Origin of the sequence: Neobacillus sp. PS3-34 (genome assembly GCF_030915465.1) — a bacterium.
Taxonomy (GTDB): Bacteria; Bacillota; Bacilli; order Bacillales; family Cytobacillaceae; genus Neobacillus_A.
The window spans coordinates 4,798,080-4,817,029 of the sequence record NZ_CP133267.1; the positions used below are offsets into that span (position 1 = coordinate 4,798,080).

Annotated in this window: 12 protein-coding genes and 6 pseudogenes; 1 reads left to right on the top strand and 17 read right to left on the bottom strand. The window is 37.6% G+C overall.

The window, feature by feature from the left end; all coding sequences use genetic code 11:
* Positions 1-326: 326 nt before the first annotated feature.
* The 17 genes and pseudogenes from RCG23_RS25245 to RCG23_RS25325 all read right to left on the bottom strand — a co-directional run bounded on the left by RCG23_RS25245 (position 327) and on the right by RCG23_RS25325 (position 17,074).
* Positions 327-692, bottom strand: a complete 366-nt coding sequence (locus RCG23_RS25245; protein WP_308177939.1) for a hypothetical protein — start codon at positions 690-692, stop codon at positions 327-329.
* A 478-nt stretch (positions 693-1,170) separates the two neighbouring features.
* Positions 1,171-2,298, bottom strand: a complete 1,128-nt coding sequence (locus RCG23_RS25250) for a DGQHR domain-containing protein (RefSeq protein WP_308177940.1) — start codon at positions 2,296-2,298, stop codon at positions 1,171-1,173.
* Positions 2,291-3,100 (bottom strand): hypothetical protein, encoded by an 810-nt coding sequence (locus RCG23_RS25255; protein WP_308177941.1) that lies wholly within the window; start codon positions 3,098-3,100, stop codon positions 2,291-2,293. The genes RCG23_RS25250 and RCG23_RS25255 overlap by 8 nt, the downstream gene beginning before the upstream one ends.
* Before the next feature lie 656 nt (positions 3,101-3,756).
* Positions 3,757-4,881 carry a lipase/acyltransferase domain-containing protein gene (locus RCG23_RS25260; RefSeq protein ID WP_308177942.1) on the bottom strand — a complete coding sequence of 375 codons (1,125 nt, stop codon included), beginning with the start codon at positions 4,879-4,881 and terminating at the stop codon, positions 3,757-3,759.
* 188 nt (positions 4,882-5,069) lie between these two features.
* Entirely contained in the window at positions 5,070-5,510 is a 441-nt protein-coding gene (locus RCG23_RS25265; protein WP_308177943.1) for a hypothetical protein, read from the bottom strand.
* Positions 5,511-5,873: 363 nt separating this feature from the next.
* Positions 5,874-6,338 carry a hypothetical protein gene (locus RCG23_RS25270; RefSeq protein WP_308177944.1) on the bottom strand — a complete coding sequence of 155 codons (465 nt, stop codon included), beginning with the start codon at positions 6,336-6,338 and terminating at the stop codon, positions 5,874-5,876.
* Positions 6,339-6,637: 299 nt separating this feature from the next.
* Positions 6,638-8,563 (bottom strand): YncE family protein, encoded by a 1,926-nt coding sequence (locus RCG23_RS25275; RefSeq protein ID WP_308177945.1) that lies wholly within the window; start codon positions 8,561-8,563, stop codon positions 6,638-6,640.
* Positions 8,564-8,592: 29 nt separating this feature from the next.
* Complete coding sequence (locus RCG23_RS25280) at positions 8,593-10,059, bottom strand: trypsin-like peptidase domain-containing protein (protein WP_308177946.1); 1,467 nt, start codon at positions 10,057-10,059, stop codon at positions 8,593-8,595.
* Positions 10,060-10,441: 382 nt separating this feature from the next.
* Positions 10,442-10,956 (bottom strand): annotated as a pseudogene (gene tpx, locus RCG23_RS25285) (thiol peroxidase); the annotation flags it as partial.
* Positions 10,957-11,073: 117 nt separating this feature from the next.
* A pseudogene (locus RCG23_RS25290) lies at positions 11,074-11,337 on the bottom strand (cysteine hydrolase family protein); the annotation flags it as partial.
* A gap of 87 nt (positions 11,338-11,424) precedes the next feature.
* Positions 11,425-11,859, bottom strand: coding sequence for an OsmC family protein (locus tag RCG23_RS25295; RefSeq protein ID WP_308177947.1), 435 nt, complete (start codon positions 11,857-11,859; stop codon positions 11,425-11,427).
* Between the two features lie 559 nt (positions 11,860-12,418).
* Positions 12,419-12,574 (bottom strand): annotated as a pseudogene (locus RCG23_RS25300) (thioredoxin); the annotation flags it as partial.
* Positions 12,575-12,808: 234 nt separating this feature from the next.
* Positions 12,809-13,189, bottom strand: a pseudogene (locus RCG23_RS25305) (SDR family oxidoreductase); the annotation flags it as partial.
* A 117-nt stretch (positions 13,190-13,306) separates the two neighbouring features.
* Positions 13,307-14,287 carry an LLM class flavin-dependent oxidoreductase gene (locus tag RCG23_RS25310; RefSeq protein WP_308177948.1) on the bottom strand — a complete coding sequence of 327 codons (981 nt, stop codon included), beginning with the start codon at positions 14,285-14,287 and terminating at the stop codon, positions 13,307-13,309.
* A gap of 22 nt (positions 14,288-14,309) precedes the next feature.
* Complete coding sequence (locus RCG23_RS25315) at positions 14,310-14,591, bottom strand: DUF3219 family protein (RefSeq protein WP_308180179.1); 282 nt, start codon at positions 14,589-14,591, stop codon at positions 14,310-14,312.
* A gap of 229 nt (positions 14,592-14,820) precedes the next feature.
* Positions 14,821-15,555 (bottom strand): annotated as a pseudogene (locus RCG23_RS25320) (hypothetical protein).
* 50 nt (positions 15,556-15,605) lie between these two features.
* Positions 15,606-17,074, bottom strand: a pseudogene (locus RCG23_RS25325) (YdiU family protein).
* 708 nt (positions 17,075-17,782) lie between these two features.
* Here RCG23_RS25325 and RCG23_RS25330 point away from each other — a divergent pair.
* A complete protein-coding gene (locus RCG23_RS25330; RefSeq protein WP_308177949.1) occupies positions 17,783-18,847 on the top strand; it encodes an ATP-binding protein in 1,065 nt (354 codons plus the stop codon).
* Positions 18,848-18,950 lie beyond the last annotated feature (103 nt).

An 18,950-nucleotide genomic window follows, 5' to 3' on the forward strand; every position in this document is an offset into this window, starting at 1 on the left:
TCCCTCCTCCTATAATTGATTATCTTCATACTTACCGATAGAAAAATTTCCAGATTGGTCCTCATTATTTATGCTATCTTCGCAAATTTTGTAAGCGTTAACATGAAATAAATTCCCAATTTTTCCACCTTGCCCCCATTATATCCCTACCGGGTATAATTGCCTATAATATTTAGTATTTTAAAATAACTTTCAAGTGTAATATTCATGAATTTGACATAATTAGACAAAAATTTTCAAATCGTATTCGAGACGTTGTATAACTTGTGTGAGGAAAAGAAAAAGACAGTGCTTTCTCAGCACTGCCCTTTCATTCATTAATTTTCCTACTTCACTTGTCTGATAGAACCATCGAGTACGGACCACCAGGGAGAACCTTTGGGAAAGTCTGTTACTGTATCTGAAAAAAATCGTGTAATCAGGGTTTGTACTCTACCATCGTTCATGAAAAGAGGATGCATTTCCAGGTCAGTCCACTTCTTCTTCACAGCCAGTGTAAGAATGGTATCTTTATAGATGGCCGCACTTTCTATTGGCACCACCCCATCGCCATTTCCATCTGAACCTGTAGAATCAAAGTTAAAGAAATTCTCCGCCCGGCCATCCGGGCTAAGAGGCTGAACGATGACTTTTGTTTTGGTTATTTCACCTTCTCCTGCAAGGATTAGAAACTTTTTCTGATGGTTGACCATATCGTAACAAAATCCAGTGTGTTCGTATTAACAAGCTTCGTTCCCTGCATTCCTTGAGTTAATATAGTAGCAACAGCCAAAACATTCATCCCTAGCGACACATGTATAAGTTTTCAAAATCTTCATAAGGTGAATACATCCATTGCCAATACAATAAAACAAACACCACTTTATATATATTTGTTAATCAGATATTCCCAAAAAATGGCACTTTGTCAATTTGCAAACTATCAAAGAATTAATCTTTGATCAGGATATTACTAGAATATTACCATTGTCCAGGTATATTGCTGGTTAACTAGAATTAAAAACTTGAGGGTGTATATAATCCACCGGTCAATTTAATCGTAAAAACGAACATAACCTTTGACGAGTGATTTTATGTAATAATAAAAAACGAGAGCAGGGGACATCCCTGAACTCTCGTTTTAAAATATAGTCTTTGCAAAGGTTATTAATCTATTTACTTTCACTACCTCTAAAGCCCCAATATTTCTTCTAAGTTTTTCTTTATTCTTTTTTGAAACGCTTTGCCCGTCCCTGTAGGCGACCCTGGTTCAGCAACCCAAGTAATCTGTCCTCTTAGCTTTTCAATTATATTTAAGTAATCTTGGAACCCACCAGAGGTGAATTTATAGACTTTAGGAAATAATTGCATTATTGCACCAAAACCATTTGTTTTTACTAATTGACTATTCCTTACTTTTAATACATATCTTGAATACTCCATTAAATCCTCATTATCAAGGAAATCCTCTTTAACAGGCCAATCCTCAGGAAAAACATATTGAAACGCTTTAAAATAATAAAATAATTGTGAATAAATATCTTGAATATCATTTAAATCAGTATATTTAATACTAGTAATACAATAATCAATAAAAAACGCTTGGGAAATAGCACCTTCTCCAATTCCTAGCATTTTTATTTGTTTATATAATGGAGATTTTGGATCAGAATAAAACTTCTGACATATTTGATTATACATTTTTAATTCTTCTGGCTTAAATGTGTCAATTTCACTATATAAATCATATACTAGTGATCTGTTTACTGGTTTTTGTTTCCCATTTATATCTGAAAATAACTTTGCTGCAGTAGATCGTGATACATTAAATAAAATTACAGCCGGCAATTCGAATTCTTTTACCACTCTTTCTGCTGATAACAATCCAGCTAATCTATGCTGCCCATCAATTATGGTAAATCTTACATTCTCAGGTAATGAAAAGTATCCCATCTCACTTTCTTCATACTTTACATATTCTTCATCAAATGAGTCCAAATCAGATACATCAATAGATAACAATATTGATGAAGGGAAAAAATTACTTTCATCAGAAATAAGATAATTTTCTATATCTTTTATCCTGTTTAACTGCAATCTTCTCTGAATTCCATCTTCACTTCTACTAACATGGATTCCCTGTTTCTTTAATTCTTCAACATATTTGTTGTATGTGAATACATCATTAACATTCTCATTTTCAGAATAGGGATCCCTAAAATGAAAATCTATTCTATGTGAGATTTCTGATACATTAATTTTTGAAACAAAAAATGTTTCAGATCTTTGTTTAATTCTTATGTAGGGAATTTTATACATTTATACCCACCTTCTTCTTAGGCAATTCAATATTTGGATTTTTTAGAGGGACATCCTTGACAACTTCCTGTGTTTTATTAGATCCCGATACTTCTTCCTTATCAGTTAGAGTAGGTTGCAAGTGGGGATTAATATTGATTAAATCATTAATGCCTTTAATAGTAAGTATATAATTCCGTTTAAATTTAAATGAAATTGATGCAATAATACTAATAAATGCAGAACCCAATAAAGAGAACCCCATATTTTTAAAATAATCATTGCTGCGAAATGATAAAAAGATAGAAATAATGACAATTGCACCAAGAATACTTAACGTTTTAGCGTCATTACCATCTAAAATAAATCCCCTTTTAAGTAGAGCGTTTATACTATATTTATAGTCCACAATATCTTCATCTATTACAGGATATATTTTTATGTGTTCGTTTGTAAGGGGTTTAGCGTCTATTTCTATACTAATAAATTTATTAATAATATCTTTAATTACAGTATTGATTGATTTATCCACATCAATCTCATGTGAAATCATTAGAATTTCAAGGGATATATTATTAGTATCATTATTATCAAGTGTTTCAAATAAAAAATATTGAATCTTACTTTTCCAAAACATGGCTATAACCGTATTACTGTGAAATAAACTTCTTATGTACTCTGCTTGTTTTTCCCATTCATTAACTACTTCATCTTTGTAATTAAACCCCTTTTCTCTTTGGAAATATTTTATTAATGTATCCTTTACTGAATGTGGGGAACTCCGTTTTTTTGAAGTTTCCATACTGAAATTTATAACATTCAAATCTCTCATTCCTCTATTAAAGATTAAAAAGATGCCCTTTAGAAATAATAACAAGAACCACCAAATATCTCCATAGTTTTTATAAAATAGGATAAACCATATTCTGAGGCGTATCTAAATCTTTTCACTTGTATCTTAATTAAATAACAAAAAGCTACCCAATTGGATAGCTTTTGTAATTACTGTGTTTAGGTACCACCCGAATTATTTATATCTTTCCATTCTCCACACTTTTACAAATCAATATTCGCTTTACAAAGGTTTTCAATCTAGTTTATTTCTATGGACACGAGTATATAATTTATCTGGTCAATAAGGAGGTCTGGTGGCCATGCAACAGTGACAGCTTCTCCATCAATACAAACCTTCCTGTATTCTTTAGGATTCTACAATTTCTCAAGAATCCATTTCATGAATGGCTAATTATCTATAAGTCGTTTTCCCCATTATCAAATTCACAAATTAGCCAACCATTAAGATGCGGGAATGGTCTTGCCTTAATAATTACAGGCATTATTATATATCTTCATTTATTCTTCTCAAGCCAAATTTGTATATCCTCTGATAACTAAAACAAGACAGGAGTTGCATATCTATTTCGATGACAATAAAAAGACAGTGCTTCCTCAGCACTGCCCTTTCATTCATTAATTTTCCTATTTCACATGTCTGATAGAACCATCGAGGACGGACCACCAGGGGGTACCTTTGGGAAAGTCTGTGACTGTTTCTGAAAAAAATCTTGTAATTAGGGTTTGTACTCTACCATCGTTCAAGAAAAGAGGATGCATTTCCAGGTCAGTCCACTTCTTCTTCACAGCCAGTGTTAGAATAGTATCTTTATAGATGGCTGCACTTTCCAGTGGAACCACCCCATCGCCATTTCCCTCTGAATCTGTAGAATCAAAGTTAAAGAAATTTTCCGCACGCCCATCCGGGCTAAGAGGCTGAACGATGACGTTTGTTTTGGTAATTTCACCTTCTCCTGCAAGGATTAAAAACTTTTTCTTAACCTCTTCAGGAAGTTCACCTAAATTCATCATGGATGGATTTTGAGGATCCTGAAATTTTTTCATCCCATTGATCCTTTCCAAGAACATTTCCCTGTCATCATCCCCAATGTTTGATTGCCAATGGTCAGGATTAAAAAGGTCGAAACCAGGTTGGTTTTCAAATGAAACAGCATTCGGATAAGTGGGACACATCTCGTAAACAGAAGGGAACGTACGGGCAATTTTCCGAAATTCATCATTTGAATTGAACAGTGGATCCCGAAACCCCCCCTCTCCTACTATAAGAGCAATCAGCGCTCTAACGGACCCCTTAAAGGGACATGCAGCCAAAACAGCATGTTCAATGACATCATAATTCCCTTGTAACTGCTTCAAATAACAGCTGAAAATGGTTGCCCCCATGCTATGGGCAATAAAGTTAAATGATTTTACAGAAAGTTTTTCTTTTAGAAATTCAATATAATCAGCTAAGCGCCTGGCTGTATCTGCCGAGGATTTCCTCCAGTCATAGCCAAAAATATAAACGGGCGATTTCGTCTTTGTTTCAATAATGTGTACCGATTGACGATAAGCTAGATCTTCAACATCGCTCCGCTCAATAATTGATTTGGGGTTTACTTCAAAACGGCTATCCTGCTTCAATGCAAGGTCATAAATCGTCTCATACTTGCTTTGTACAGTTGACCATATCGTATCGAAATCCAGTGTATTCGTATTAACAAGCTTAGTTCCCCGCATTCCAGGAATTAAAATAGTAGCAACCGTCACATTTCATTCCTCCCTAGCTACGAATGACAGCACTTGCAGTCTTATTTAAGAGAAATACACATGAATAAATCTATTATACTCTTAGCTCTTAACGAAAGGCATGAAACGAACCCATATAAGCTAATTGTTTGGCCTAATTCTGTTATTCACGTAATTTACAATTTCGACAGAATGGTAAATTTTCCTCTTTAAAAATCTTTGGGTAACGCTTCTTCTATATCAACATCGTCTATAGACAAATCCGCTTCCATCGGCAAATCCATTTCTTCTAAGCTAGATTCACTTTGATTGAAATCCACATCCAGTTCTTCCAGCACAGAATAATCGATGGTATACCATTTGGTCTTGTCCATCTTTAATTGGTTCCAATTGGCGGAAATGAGAAGTCCCTTTTCTTCCAGTGAGTAGATTGTTCTTTTAATGGTGCTTTCCGACCAGAACGGTACTTGGCTTTGCCATTCCTTATATGTATTGTAAATCCATTTCTTCCCCTCAATGAAATTCTTGCTTGACTGAAGACGATAGTGGATTTGCTGCAGGATAACCGCTTCATGTAAACCGATTTTCAGTGCGAGTGATGGTATTAACAACAGTACTGGGTTCTCATGGATAATTAATTTGTTCATCATTTTGCTCCTTTGATTTTATTACATTCCCTGAAAAAGATTCATTTTGGTCTGTTCATCAGGTCATGTCTTCACTGTTTATATATACGGATCCAGATGAAAAGGACAGGTACATGACAGTTTTTTTTCAAAAAAAAGCACCTGTCTATTAAAGTAAGTAGTTCCGATGGAGAAAAAGTAAAATCGGTGTGTAATTTCCACACAAATTAGCAGCGTAAATAACAGTTAAAATAACAAAATAATTTGCATATAAAAACGCTTGGGCAGTTTAAGGAACCCCAAGCGTTTTGACTTTATTGTATAGTTTTCATTGAATTAACCTGCCATCAAGTTACTAAAATAAAACGACCTTTATTAAACAGCCCCTCAACAACGGGTTTCAATTAGGTTATTAAGTATCAAAATGAATTCTTTTTGTTCTATAAAGCTATTTATTTGCTTAATAGAGTTCTTGATTAGTTTATACCTATTATCTAGACCATCTCCATATGATAGATATCCCTCCCCGTTTTCAAGAAGTATAAGGTTGTAAACTTGTTCCTTTTCATCAATAAAATTGAATTTAACATTTAACCCAGAACCGCATTTCGGAAAAGGTTCATCTTCCTTAAGTTTTTTTGCATTATTTATTGCATCAATAAATATTTCTTGTTTTGCATCGTTGTTTGTTAACTTCTTAGTTAATAGTTGTGTTCCATTATTTATAGGGACTGATATTTCAATGTCTTTTACATTCTGGCTGTCAATTTTTATTTGGTTTGTTTGCTTGTTTGAGCAACCAGAAAATAATATTATTATTGCTGCTAACAAAATGAGAAATGACTTATGCATTATCCCCCTCCTAGCTTGAGTATAAATTTTCAAAATTTATTTTTATTTTAACATAAAATGGCATTTACCTTTCTCTATTTCAAAACTAAATTAGGAATAACTTAGCAATTAACAATAAAATTAACACCCTAATTCGGGCAATGAGATTGGCTATTGTCAAGTACTTGTTTTCGTTAAAAATATTGTTAGACCAACGAAAAAAAGCATACCAATTCGTATGTTAATTGGTATGCTAATTCGTATGCTATTTACAATGTTTCTACACAAAAATGAACTAATTACTTTTGTACCTACATCATTTATTGTTCTTTCATCGTCAAGACGCCATCATCTGTTAACGGATACTTTACGATTGTCTTTTTAGGAAGAATTCCAGTTGCTGCTTCTCTGTATGTGACGACCAGGTTATTGTCCTGGACTGCCATATAGTCGATGTCGTACGGCAGCTCATAATGCTTGATTCTTTCAAAGGTAGAATAATCATAGATGTCGAGGCCTTTCTTCGTGCTTGTGTAAACACGGTTATGGCTCAAATCAAAAGCGATCTCTTCGAAAGGATTATAAAGCTTTGTTACGTATTTCATATCTTCACCGCGTATCGAACCCGTTTGGAGAACGACTCCGCTTCCATTGAAGATAAATTTTCCATCGGGTGACACCTTCATATTTACGGTGAACGGATAGTCTCCGTGGTACGGTGAATCATACGTAGCGGTATTTTTTCCATCGATGAACTGATACATCTGAATATCTCTAGGACTTGTACCGCTATCTGTCGCATATACCTTGCCTCCGTCTGGGTGGATCGCAAGGGTTGAGCCTCTTAAAACAGAGCCGAAGCTTCCTGTTTCTTCGTACGTCATGAGGGAATATGCTTTTAAATTCGTCCAGCTTGACGCACCGCCATCTGAGATATAGATATAGCCTGCATCCGCTACGATATCCGCAGGGTCAAGCGCGATATCGACCTGTTTCTTCAGCGTGAAGGTATCTGCATCCACAACCGCAAAAGCACCTATAGAGGCTTGGCCGTAATTAAAATTTGTTTGCTTTTTCAGCGAGACGTATAGTTCATTATTGGCAAAAAACAGTTTGTCAGGCGGATAGGCAAACGTTACCTTTCGTGTTTGGCTGGTGGAAAGATTGTATTCCACTAAATCTTTTCCGCTGGTAGAAAGGCCGTACAATACCGGTTTCTCCGGGTTAAGTATTTCTTTTTTCATATCAACTGGCAAAATCGTTTTGTCTGTCGTGACAGGAACTTTTGGTAAGGAAACCCCGGCTGATAATACGGGAACGAATTGCTCAGGCTCAGCTGAAGTGTCTGCTGGTGGTGCGTCAGCAGGTGGCATTGTCAGAAGCCCATCTGCACTTAATGGATATTTTTTAATGGCCTGCTTCGGCAATGTTCCTGATGCGTCTTTATAGACAACAACTAATGCATTATCCCGGACGAACATTTGATCAATTCCGTGCTGAAGGTCATAATGCTTCAATTTTGCAAAAGTTGAATAATCATACACCTCCAGCCCTTTTTTCGAGCTGGTATAAAAGCGGTTATTTTTTACATCAAACGCAATCTCCTCAAAGTTTTGAGGGAGCTTGGCCAGGTAATATAAACCACTCGCATTGTATACGACCCCTGACCCATTGAATAGATACTGCCCATCCGGAGAGAGGCTCATATTCACTTCAAATGGGTATTGGCTATCCCGTGATTCATAATGTCCGGCACTCTTTCCATCCTTAAACTGGAAGGTTTCTAAATACCGTGGAGAGAGCTGAGTATTAAGGGCAAACACCTTTTTGCCCTCAGGGTCTATTTCCAATGATAATCCTTCATAAACGCGCGGAACATCTGCTGTTTCAAGAAGCGATTTTCGCGAAAAGACCTTCATGTCCGTCCACTGACCGGAAGCGCTTGATAGATAAATAGACTCTGAATCTGCGACAATATCAAACGGATCCATCGTGATGTCGACCTGATCGACTAGTGTCATGGTATCAGCATTGATTACCGCGAACGCGCCTTCCTGTTTTTCAACTTCCCAGTAAGCGCTGTGCTGGCCCTTCGGAAGGGTCACATACAGCTCGTTATTGGCAAAAAAGATTCGTTCAGGTGCAAGGTTTAAGGTGATTTTCCTTGTCTGCTTTGTCTCCAGGTTAAGTTCGATAATATCCTTACCATCTGATAGGGCGTAAATGATTGGTTTATCCGGATTCATTACTGCGTCCCGCAGATTCGCACCCAATACTAATTTATCGGTGCTGTTTGGGAACGGCCCTTTGGCTCGGGCTCGACAGGTGTAGTAGGAGGTTCAGTAACCGTCCCATCATCCTCTGAAGGAGGCAATGATTCATAAGGGATAAAAGTTAATTTTGATGCAGAAATGTTTCCATACGACTGGATCCACGCTTCTGCATGATTGATCCCGACAGCAAAATTCAGATTGCCGCTTTCAAAGCCAGCTGAAGTCACCCCGATTACCTCTCCATACTCATTGAACAGCGCTCCGCCAGAACTTCCGTGCGTGATAGGCGCCGTAATTTGGATCAGGTTCACCGTTTTACCGTTGTCTGTCATCTTATGCAAGTTACTGATGATTCCAGTCGAAACCGTATTCACGAGGCCTTCAGGGCTTCCGATTGTTACAATTGGATCCCCTTTTTCTAGATAATCGATATGGCCGATTTGAAGGCTTGGAAGCGTAAGATCCGCTGTCGTGCCCAGCAAGGCAAGATCTGTGTCTTCATCGTATTTCACGACCCCATTGATGGCAATCGCCTTCCCGTCATTGTTATACGCAACAACGCTGTATCCGTCTTGGATGACGTGGAAGTTTGTCAGGATTGTGCTTTTGCCCACGATAAAACCGCTGCCCTGGCTCATCGGCTCACCGTTTTTATCATAAACCTCGAGGTAAACGACACTGTTTTCATTGGCAATGATTTTCTTAAGAATGATGGTAGGCACACCATTCGCTGATAATCCTTTTTCTTTTAAAAGGTCCTCATAGGAGCTGGCAAAGGCATTGTATAAAACCGGATTGCTCTTTGCTTTTCCCAGCTGTGCGTTAAAACGGTCTACCTGGCCAAAAATCGTTTCATTCTTGCCTGATTTAAACGCCGTTGTAAGAAGGTTCATTTCCCCTTTTAAAACGGCGGCTGTCTTTGTTTGACTTAAGCTGCTTTCCGCAGGGCCTTTGTATTTTTTCGAAATCGCATCGCGGGTTGATTTGCCGTAAACCAATCCTAGCGATCTCGCAAACTTGCCTAATTCATCTTGTAACGTGCGATATGACAAGTTGGTTGCATCACTGGAAGGACTTTTTGCATAAGCGGCCAAAAGTGTTTGCGACTTAATCTTTAGTCTTTCGCCGACACCAATTGAATTATTATAGGAAACCGCCCTACTATAAACCAATTGGACGTTATTTATGCGTGTTTCAAGCTTTTTGCGGGTTGTACTGCTTTTCATTTTTTTAACTGCTGTAGCGGCATTGGCTATGCCCGTTTTGGTACTGGTCATGAATGTTGTGGAAACAGCCTTGACCGTTTTGCTTTTTTCATAGTTTATAAGAATTGATAGCTGCCTGGCATAGGCTTCAGATTTACCTACCAGCTGGTCTGGTGTGTATGTACTGGCCGCCCCTTCCCATGAACCCAACGTACTGGAAAAGAAAAAAATTGCCAGAACAAATAGAATGACCCTGTTTTTCATCTTGTGTGAAGTTCCCCCTATTTCTGTTAAAAATAACCGATTACACCAAAATTATATCAACAATAACTTATGGTAACACTGGAAATACTTCCCTTGGCGGGGACTGTTTTTACTTGTTTCATAGGGTTGTAACAATAGTTTTCTGGTGACCTATGATTTTTTCACAATATCTAGAAGCGGTATCTCACAGTTGCTGTCCCTTTATCTTGCTCATGTGGTTTTATTAAGTAGTCTTATTAAAGGCAGTTTCCGCATTTATTGGTGGTGTTTTGTCCTCAACAAATAAATAGGTGTCAGGCACCTCCAAAGGACAATTGTCCACGATGGGTGCCTGACACCCCAGAATGAATAAATTTGAACAAAAAAGTGATGATTGATCTGCAGCATTTTTTACTGCTACGACTGCTTTGGCATAATCCGGATGGTTTGTCGCTTCAGTTACGTATTCCACATATGTTACTTTATTGTTTTTATCAAGAACAAAGATTGCACGCGCTAGCAAACGAAGTTCTTTTATCGCTACGCCCAGGGCTTCACCAAAGGAAAGTTCACGGTGGTCAGGCAGCATCTTTACTTTCACAAGACCGGCTGCTTTACGCCAGCGAGATAAAGCAAATGGTAAATCTACGCGTACAGAGAGAAATTCTACGTTATCCATTTTGCAACTTCCTCATTAAAGCTCCGAGTTTGCATATCGCAAATACCTGCAGCTGCATTTATAGAAGCGATCACACTAATCAAACGAACGCTTCCTTTGTCGTCATTCAATGAATATGGCTGTAAATTTTCTGAAAGTGCAAGGAAATCAGAATCTATGTCTCCAACTTTTAATTCTTGACTGATAAGAGTTACAGGTTTCCCACCAAATGTAATGGTATTTTTCCTTTCAATTGGCATACCTAATACCCTCAATCTTTATCTAATTTTGTTAAATCGTGTACTTTATTTAATGTGTTATTCTTCGAAAAACAAAAAGTCGGATATCAACTTAAACAGGATGATATCCGACTTCAACTATTTGGAGCGTTTACCGTAACCGAATAAAGAGTTTAATTTCTCGATGGCTTCTTGAGTTGTCCAAACACCACTTGAAACGAATCCAAAGTTTACAATTCCTGCATTGAATGCATCTTTACCAGGAGCAGCTGTTGCATCACTCACGATATAAACGTCGAAGCCTTGTTCTACTAATTCACGCATATGGGAGTCAACACATAGGTTTGCATTCATTCCTCCAATAATAACCGTGTTAATGCCACGTTTACGAAGTTGTAAAACTAAATCAGAACCTCCGCCTTAATTTTAAAAGAACCTTTATACTTGAAAATTTTAAAAATTAACATCTACATCTTTGGGTGAATCATATCATTTCACAGTAACTTTACCTTGAACTTCAATTTTAACATCTGCTTTTTTCAATATATTTCCTACATCGCACCCTTTATCTGCTGCTTCTATCGCTCTTTGTGCAGATTGAATTTGTTCTTCTGGAGCGCCAGCAGATAAAACGATGTGAGGATAATGGATAATTTTAAACTCATTATCAGATATACTTGCCTCAGAGTTCACTGTAAGTTCCGCCACAGGAAGTTTTCTGCTTTCAAGCACAAATGTTAGTGTTGCTGCATAACAAGTTGTTACAGAAGCAACGAGAACCTCTTTTGGATTTGCTCCGTTACCACTACCACCTAATGATGTTGGAATAGCGATTTTTGTATCCAGATACTCCGCTTTAAGGGTTCCATTCCCTGTTACCCCACCATCCCAAATAGCATTCACTTTTATTTTCATATCAGCCATAATTAACACTCCTTCAAATAAATTAACTGCATAAATATCTTGCCTATTCTCGTACATTTTTACTCTATGGTTATCGCAAACACTTCGTTAAAAAACAAGAAGAACATTTTTTACATTTTAATTAGTACCTACCGTTCGGTACGAGTGGGTGTTTAACACACTCTATAAAAAGTTGGCAAGTAAACAGGTTATATTTCTTAAAAACCTTGCAATGTTAACAAATCACATAGTTGATATTGACCGAAATTTGAATGTTTTCTGAATCTTTAATCCTAACTTTCATCCCATGATCATTTTTTCTATGTTGTTAATGATTTTTTCACAAAAATTAGAGCTAAGAGCTGAGTGTATAATATGGAAAAAAACTCAAAAAATAAGAGTGACATTGTACATAATTACAATAATTTAGGGTTATTTGGTGAAAAGTTACTTCAACTATTGGCTGGTTTGCTGAATAAGTAAAAATCCTCCCTATCCATTCAGGACTTTTGATCAGACTTTCAAAATTATCGAACTTTACTTCAAAGCCAAAAGGTTCCTATATTCCCAAAGAAATCTATTATAGTTTGTTTAAGAATTCTTTCACTGCTTCTGCAGTTTTGGCGTTCGCACTATGCAAATGCGCAAGCTTTTCACCGTTTTTAAAAACTAATAAAGGTGGAATTCCCATAACACTTTGTTTATCGGAAATTTCTGAAAACTCATCGCGGTCAATTTTAAACCATTGTTTGTCCTGATGCTCTTCATACCCTACCCATTCACCCCCTCCAGATATAAATAAAACCTTGATTTTTCTCTTAACATAGAAAAATCAAGGTTTTCACTTTCAGATAGATCCCTAATTATATAATATCTGAGCGATGTCGGCAGTACTCTGGTAAGACCTCTTTAGAACAGAAGAGCATTTACCACCCTTTATTTGCAACAAAAACTGGAACGCTCCCTCAATTTACACTGAACGAATGGTAATTTCATTGACATTCATATATTCAGGTTGGGTAATTGCATAGACAACAGCCTTTGCAATATCAACTGCATCATGTATTTTACGATCATTCCAGTCGTAATTGTTGTTCAAGTCTGTATCTACCATCCCTGGTGATATATTCGTTATTCTTACACCTGTTTTGGCAAGTTCCTTTTCTAATCCCATGGAAATAGCCCGAACAGCGTACTTTGTAGCACTATAGACGGTACTTGTTTTTGAAACTTCAAGTCCAGCAACCGAAGCAATATTAATAATATGGCCTGTTGAGCGGCTCAGCATAGATGGCAATACAGCATGAATGCCATAAAGCACACCTTTAATATTTACATCAATCGTTTGCTCCCTCCACGGCTATTTCCTTAGCAATAGTAGCCCCTATTCCAGTGCTGGACCAGTGATGATCACTGTTTTTCCTTGTAGTCTGTTCATGACAATTTCCTCCTTTAAATCTTAACTTTTTCATTTAATAAATTGTTCTGCGATTAGTCGATATGATTGATGCTTATCCTTTGATGAATAAGTGATAGTTACAATCATGATTTCATCTGCTAATACATGAGATTGAATTTCTAATATTTTACTTTTCACCTCATTAGGAGTACCTATAATCATTTTCTTTTTTATTCTTTCAATAGACTTTTGATTACGGAGATTTAATAGAATTTTTTTCGCCTCATCAACAGAAGGAACTCCTTTGTTTCCTTCCATACTCTCATTTTGTAGTTTCCAAACAATTGAACTTAAAGCAATTTCTTCTGCTTTTTGAGTAGTTTCTGCACATATTACTGATAAAGCCATAATGACGTATGGTTTTTGTCCTTTTTTTCTTGGTTGAAATGACTGACGATATTGTTGGACGATTTCTGCTCCGTTTTCATCACTCATAAATTGTCCGAAACTATAGGCTAAACCGTTTTCCGCCGCAAAATTTCCACTTTTTCTACTTGTACCTAACATCCATAGATCAGGACTAATTTGAGGTAACGGAGAAGCCTCTAATACGGTCCCTTCATTATCTATGTATTTAATTAATTCATTTACTAAATCAGGCATTTTATAGACATGTTGCAAATAGTTATCCGATAATGCATTTGATGCTTCAGCAGGACCACCCGGTGCCCTTCCAATCCCTACATCAATTCGATTAGGAAATAGAGTGGATAACATGTGATAGGTTTCTGCTACTTTATACGGCTTATAGTATGGCAATAAAACTGCTCCAGAGCCAATTCGTATATTTTTTGTATTTGCCCCAATATACCCTAACATTACCTCGGGCGCGGAGCATGCAAGCCCTGGCATTGCATGATGTTCAGCAATCCAATAACGTGAATATCCTAATGTCTCCCCTATGCGTGCGAGATTCATTGATTCCTGTAATGCTTCATTTGCCGTTTGATTAGTTGAAATGGGAGACTGATCTAAAATGCTTAATTTCATAAGATGAAAATCCCCTTTTCTATTATTCCGCTTCTTTCAAAGTCAGTTTATATTCACCAATTTGCCCTTTTCCGTATAGATTCGTAATTGATGTTGAATATTCTTGAATCGTTCCGCGGAACTCAAGATGTCTCTCGGGTACGATTACATCAAATGTTCCTTTGTAAAGTAACGTTGCTATGTCATGGTAGTCGTCACTTGTAACATTAAAAGTTAACGATATCTGAGTTTTACCTTCTATCTTTTTTTCATCATATTGTGTGATTTTAATTTTAGTATCATTTAGTTGGATTTCTGTAACCATTTCATCATCGTCCCTTTCTAAAAAATAACACATTCCTTATACATTTAACGTACTCTAACATAGAAATGACGCCGTACGATATGATTTTTCTAGAATATCGTGACGAACGTAAACTTTCTACGTTCGTCACAACCATGTAAAAAGTTAATCAACCGTTAATACTCCCGTTAGCTGTATTTTCAAGAATGTAACCAACTTACTTGTGACCCGCGCTTTTATTGAATTTGGTTTAGCGTAATCGATCAGGCATCATAATACTCAGGAAATCTACAATCCCATTCCCTATCATGAGTTCTTCTCTATCTTGATCAACTAGTACTCTTTTGATCGTATCATCTTTTCCCTCCAGCACTTTACTTGTCCAATGAGGGTCAATGATGAGAGAGCGCCCTACGGCCACTATTTCAGCGTTTGTCAATGTATCTTCTGCATCCTGTTTAGTACGAATATCACCAACACCAATTAAAGGTACACGTCCATTTATTTTCTCATGAACATATTGCATAATAGATTTTTCTTTATAATCTTCAGATACAGATACTCGCTTAAAGTCACCCAATGATATATGCAAATAGTCTAACTTTTTATCAGCTAATTTATCAACAAGATAAAGGGTATCTGACATTTTTATTCCAGGTTCTTCATATTCTTCTGGAGATAAACGATATCCCAAAATAAAATCTTGAACATTTGAATTATCCACGACCTCAGTAACAGCATCAACTAATTGGTTAATGAAATTATATCGTTTCTCTAAACTTCCTCCCCATTGGTCCTCACGACGGTTTTAGTGTGGAGAGAAAAATTGTTGGATTATATAGGTGTTTGCTCCATGAATTTCTACCCCATCAAATCCAGCTTTAATTGCACGTTCAGTCGCTTTTTTAAAGTCTTCGATTAAGTCGAATATTTCATCTTCTGTTAACGCTCTTGGAATTTCTGCATTCGGACGTTCGGCAGCGATGGCACTGGCAGAAACCGGTTGTACACCAGATAGCTTTTTCTAGCTCTAAATCATGTACCGCAAAATGTGCGATAAGGGCGATTTGATGGCTCAGGCGTTGTACAGTATTCATCTTGTTCAGGAAGATAAGCGTATGGTTTTGAAAGAACTTCAAGAAGCTTCTCCATCACACTATAGTTTCCCTGTTCTACGGCAGCTTCCAGTGCGGCCTCTACTCGGTGGTTCCTAGGGATGATTGCAGGATTGCTGTTTCGCATCAACTGGTGGGAGGATTCTGTCGATTCCTCCTGCCTTTCTTGTCTCGCCTTCCACTTTTCATACCATTGAGTAAATTCCTCTTTACCGAACAATGCCGTATCCTCCGGTTTAGCCATCGTTAAGGCACGGAAGGTATTCGTATAGTCCGCACCATGTTTTTGCATCAAACTAAGGAGTTCTTCAATAAGGGAATCATCCTCTGTTTCTTCGTTAAAAATCCCCAGTTTTGCTCTCATTCCCGCGAGCCAGTGACGACGATACAGCTCCATATAACCTGAAATTTCATGCTGGGCTATTTTGACAGCCTCCTCCTGATTATCATGCAGGAGGGGCAATAGGGTTTCAGCAAATCTAGAGAGATTCCACCCTCCAATATTCGGCTGATTGCCATAGGCATAGCGGCCTGAACATCAATGGAACTGAACACCGTTGCCGGATCATAGGCATCCATAAAAGCACACGGGCCATAATCGATGGTTTCTCCACTTATGGTCATATTGTCGGTGTTCATCACCCCGTGAATAAAGCCAACCAGCTGCCATTTGGCAATCAGGGCTGCCTGTCGCTTGATCACTTTTTGAAGCAATGAACGATATCGATTTTCATCGTGTTTAATGTCTGGATAATGGCGCTTAATTGTATAGTCAGCCAACGTCCGAAGGTCTTCCTCAGTGCCCGCTCCTGCTGCGAATTGAAAGGTTCCAACACGGATGTGGCTGGCAGCTACGCGGGTTAAAATGGCACCGGGCAGTTCGGTTTCGCGGAAAACTGGCTCACCAGTTGTCACCACAGCCAGACTGCGGGTAGTAGGAATACCAAGCGCATACATGGCTTCACTAATGATGTATTCGCGCAGCATCGGTCCAAGTGCCGCCCGGCCATCCCCACCTCGGGAGTATCTCGTTCTGCCTGAGCCCTTGAGCTGGATATCAAACCGTTCACCTGTCGGGGTGATCTGTTCGCCAAGCAGCAAAGCACGCCCGTCCCCTAACATGTTTAAATGTCCGAATTGATGCCCGGCATATGCTTGAGCAATAGGCACAGCGCCTTCTGGAATCCAGTTGCCTGCAAATACTTCGGCGCCAGCTTTGCTTTGAAGAGCCTCGGCGTTCAACCCCAGGTTTTCCGCCACCGGTTTATTTAAAATGATTAACTCTGGTGACTGTACAGGGTTCGTGTTCTGACTGGTGAAAAATAGCTCTGGTAAACGGGCATAGCTATTGTCTAAGTTCCATCCAGATTCTTTAATTTCTTTTGCCATCGTATCTCCTTCCCTTCTTTTGTCTTTGTATTTTTTATAACTTGGACTCATTTTTATGTACTTTTTTAATTTCAACTTAATGCATCACTTTTTAATGTCGGCTTCTTCCAATTTATTATACCCTTTCCTCAAATAGATGGCGCTCTTTTAGCTTGTACTGTCTTCTAAAATAAAAAAGCGCATCTCCATATTTCTTTGGTGAGTTCAGTTGTAGGATGGTGCAACATTCAGAAATCTACCATTAGTGCTTCATAAAGGAAGCGACAGTCTGTGCTGCACCGTGTTGGATGTAATAAGACTATTGGATGGGCAATTAAACACCCGTTTCGCGACCTACTTTTCCCACCCATACCAGTATTGACGGCATATTGACCTTTTCATTTTCTGCCGTGCAGCGTTGATGTTGCGCTGATGAATGGACAAAGAGGAAATTTTTTAAATTGTTTAATATTTTTAATTACAACAATATCCTGTTGAGTCTATAATTAAATAATAAACTAAACACAATCAATTATTTCGGACGGTGGCTATTGTGGAATTGGCTAAAGATTTATTTTTTAATCTTTCACTAATCATACTTTTATTATTTATTTTTAATCTTTGGTCTGAACGATACAATAGGGATCCCATACCTCGTGTTCTATGTATTATAGGCCTTTTCTTGCTGTCTTGGTATGCATATACTTCTCCACGGAAGTATATGGAGTTATGATCGATTTAAGACAAATCCCTATTATTTTAGGTGGGCTTTACTATGGTTATGGACCGTTTTTAGTTGTCTCATCTTTACTACTTAGAGGACTATTTTATGGGTTTGACAGCAATTTTTGGATAATATCGCCACTCTATGGCGCTTTAAGCATTTTTTTGTGGCTTGCTCATCCTTGGTTCCTAAAACAAAGTCCAAGAAAACGTATACTCGTCTGTCTATCAACTGTTTCTATAATGAGCGCTTCCGTCTTTGGTGGCTTTTTGATTTCGGGTCACTCATTAACCGAGCTTAAAGTTGTTGGTATCACATTCATGATTCAATTTATAGGAATTTGTATGCTTTCTTATTTGTTAGAGGAAATAAAACAAAATGATTTTTTTCGCGAGCAGATGGTGAAAGCACAAAAAGTGGAATTAGCCAGTCATATGAGCGCGGCTATTTCCCATGAAGTAAGAAATCCCTTAACTGCTGTACAAGGTTTTTTACAGCTTGCTTCAGAGGATCCAGAGATTCAGGCGACAACAAGGAGATATATCAATACCGCCATAAGTGAATTAAATGCGGCTGAGCATGTTATTAGAGATTACTTAACATTTGCACAACCCTCTTTACAAACAGTAGAAAAATTTCTCGTGAATGAGGAACTTAACCAAATCATTAAAACATTGCAGCCAATGGCTAACATGAATTCAGTAGAAATTATTACTGTAAACACTGAATTCGGCTATATTTCAGGAGACCGGAACCGGTTCCGACAGTGTTTCCTCAACATTTTGAAAAATTGTATTGAGGCAATGCCTGATGGGGGGACGCTTAAACTCCACCCATATGTTAAGAGTAATGAAATAAATATTAGTGTATCTGATACGGGTATTGGGATGACATCTGACCAAGTGAAGCGCTTAGGCGAACCGTATTACTCAACCAAGGGTAAAAAGGGAACCGGTCTTGGGCTAATGGTTTCTTTTAGTATTATCCAAGAGATGAAAGGCACAGTAAAAATCAATAGTAAAATTGGTATAGGAACAGAGTTTTTAGTCACATTCCCTGCCCTTTCTTAGGAAAATCTAAGGGAAAGGAAGTTATGTTAAAAAAAATGCTCACGAAAGCTTAGTACTTCTTTATTTATTTACTTTAATTAAAACGGTCATATGTTTCTCATTA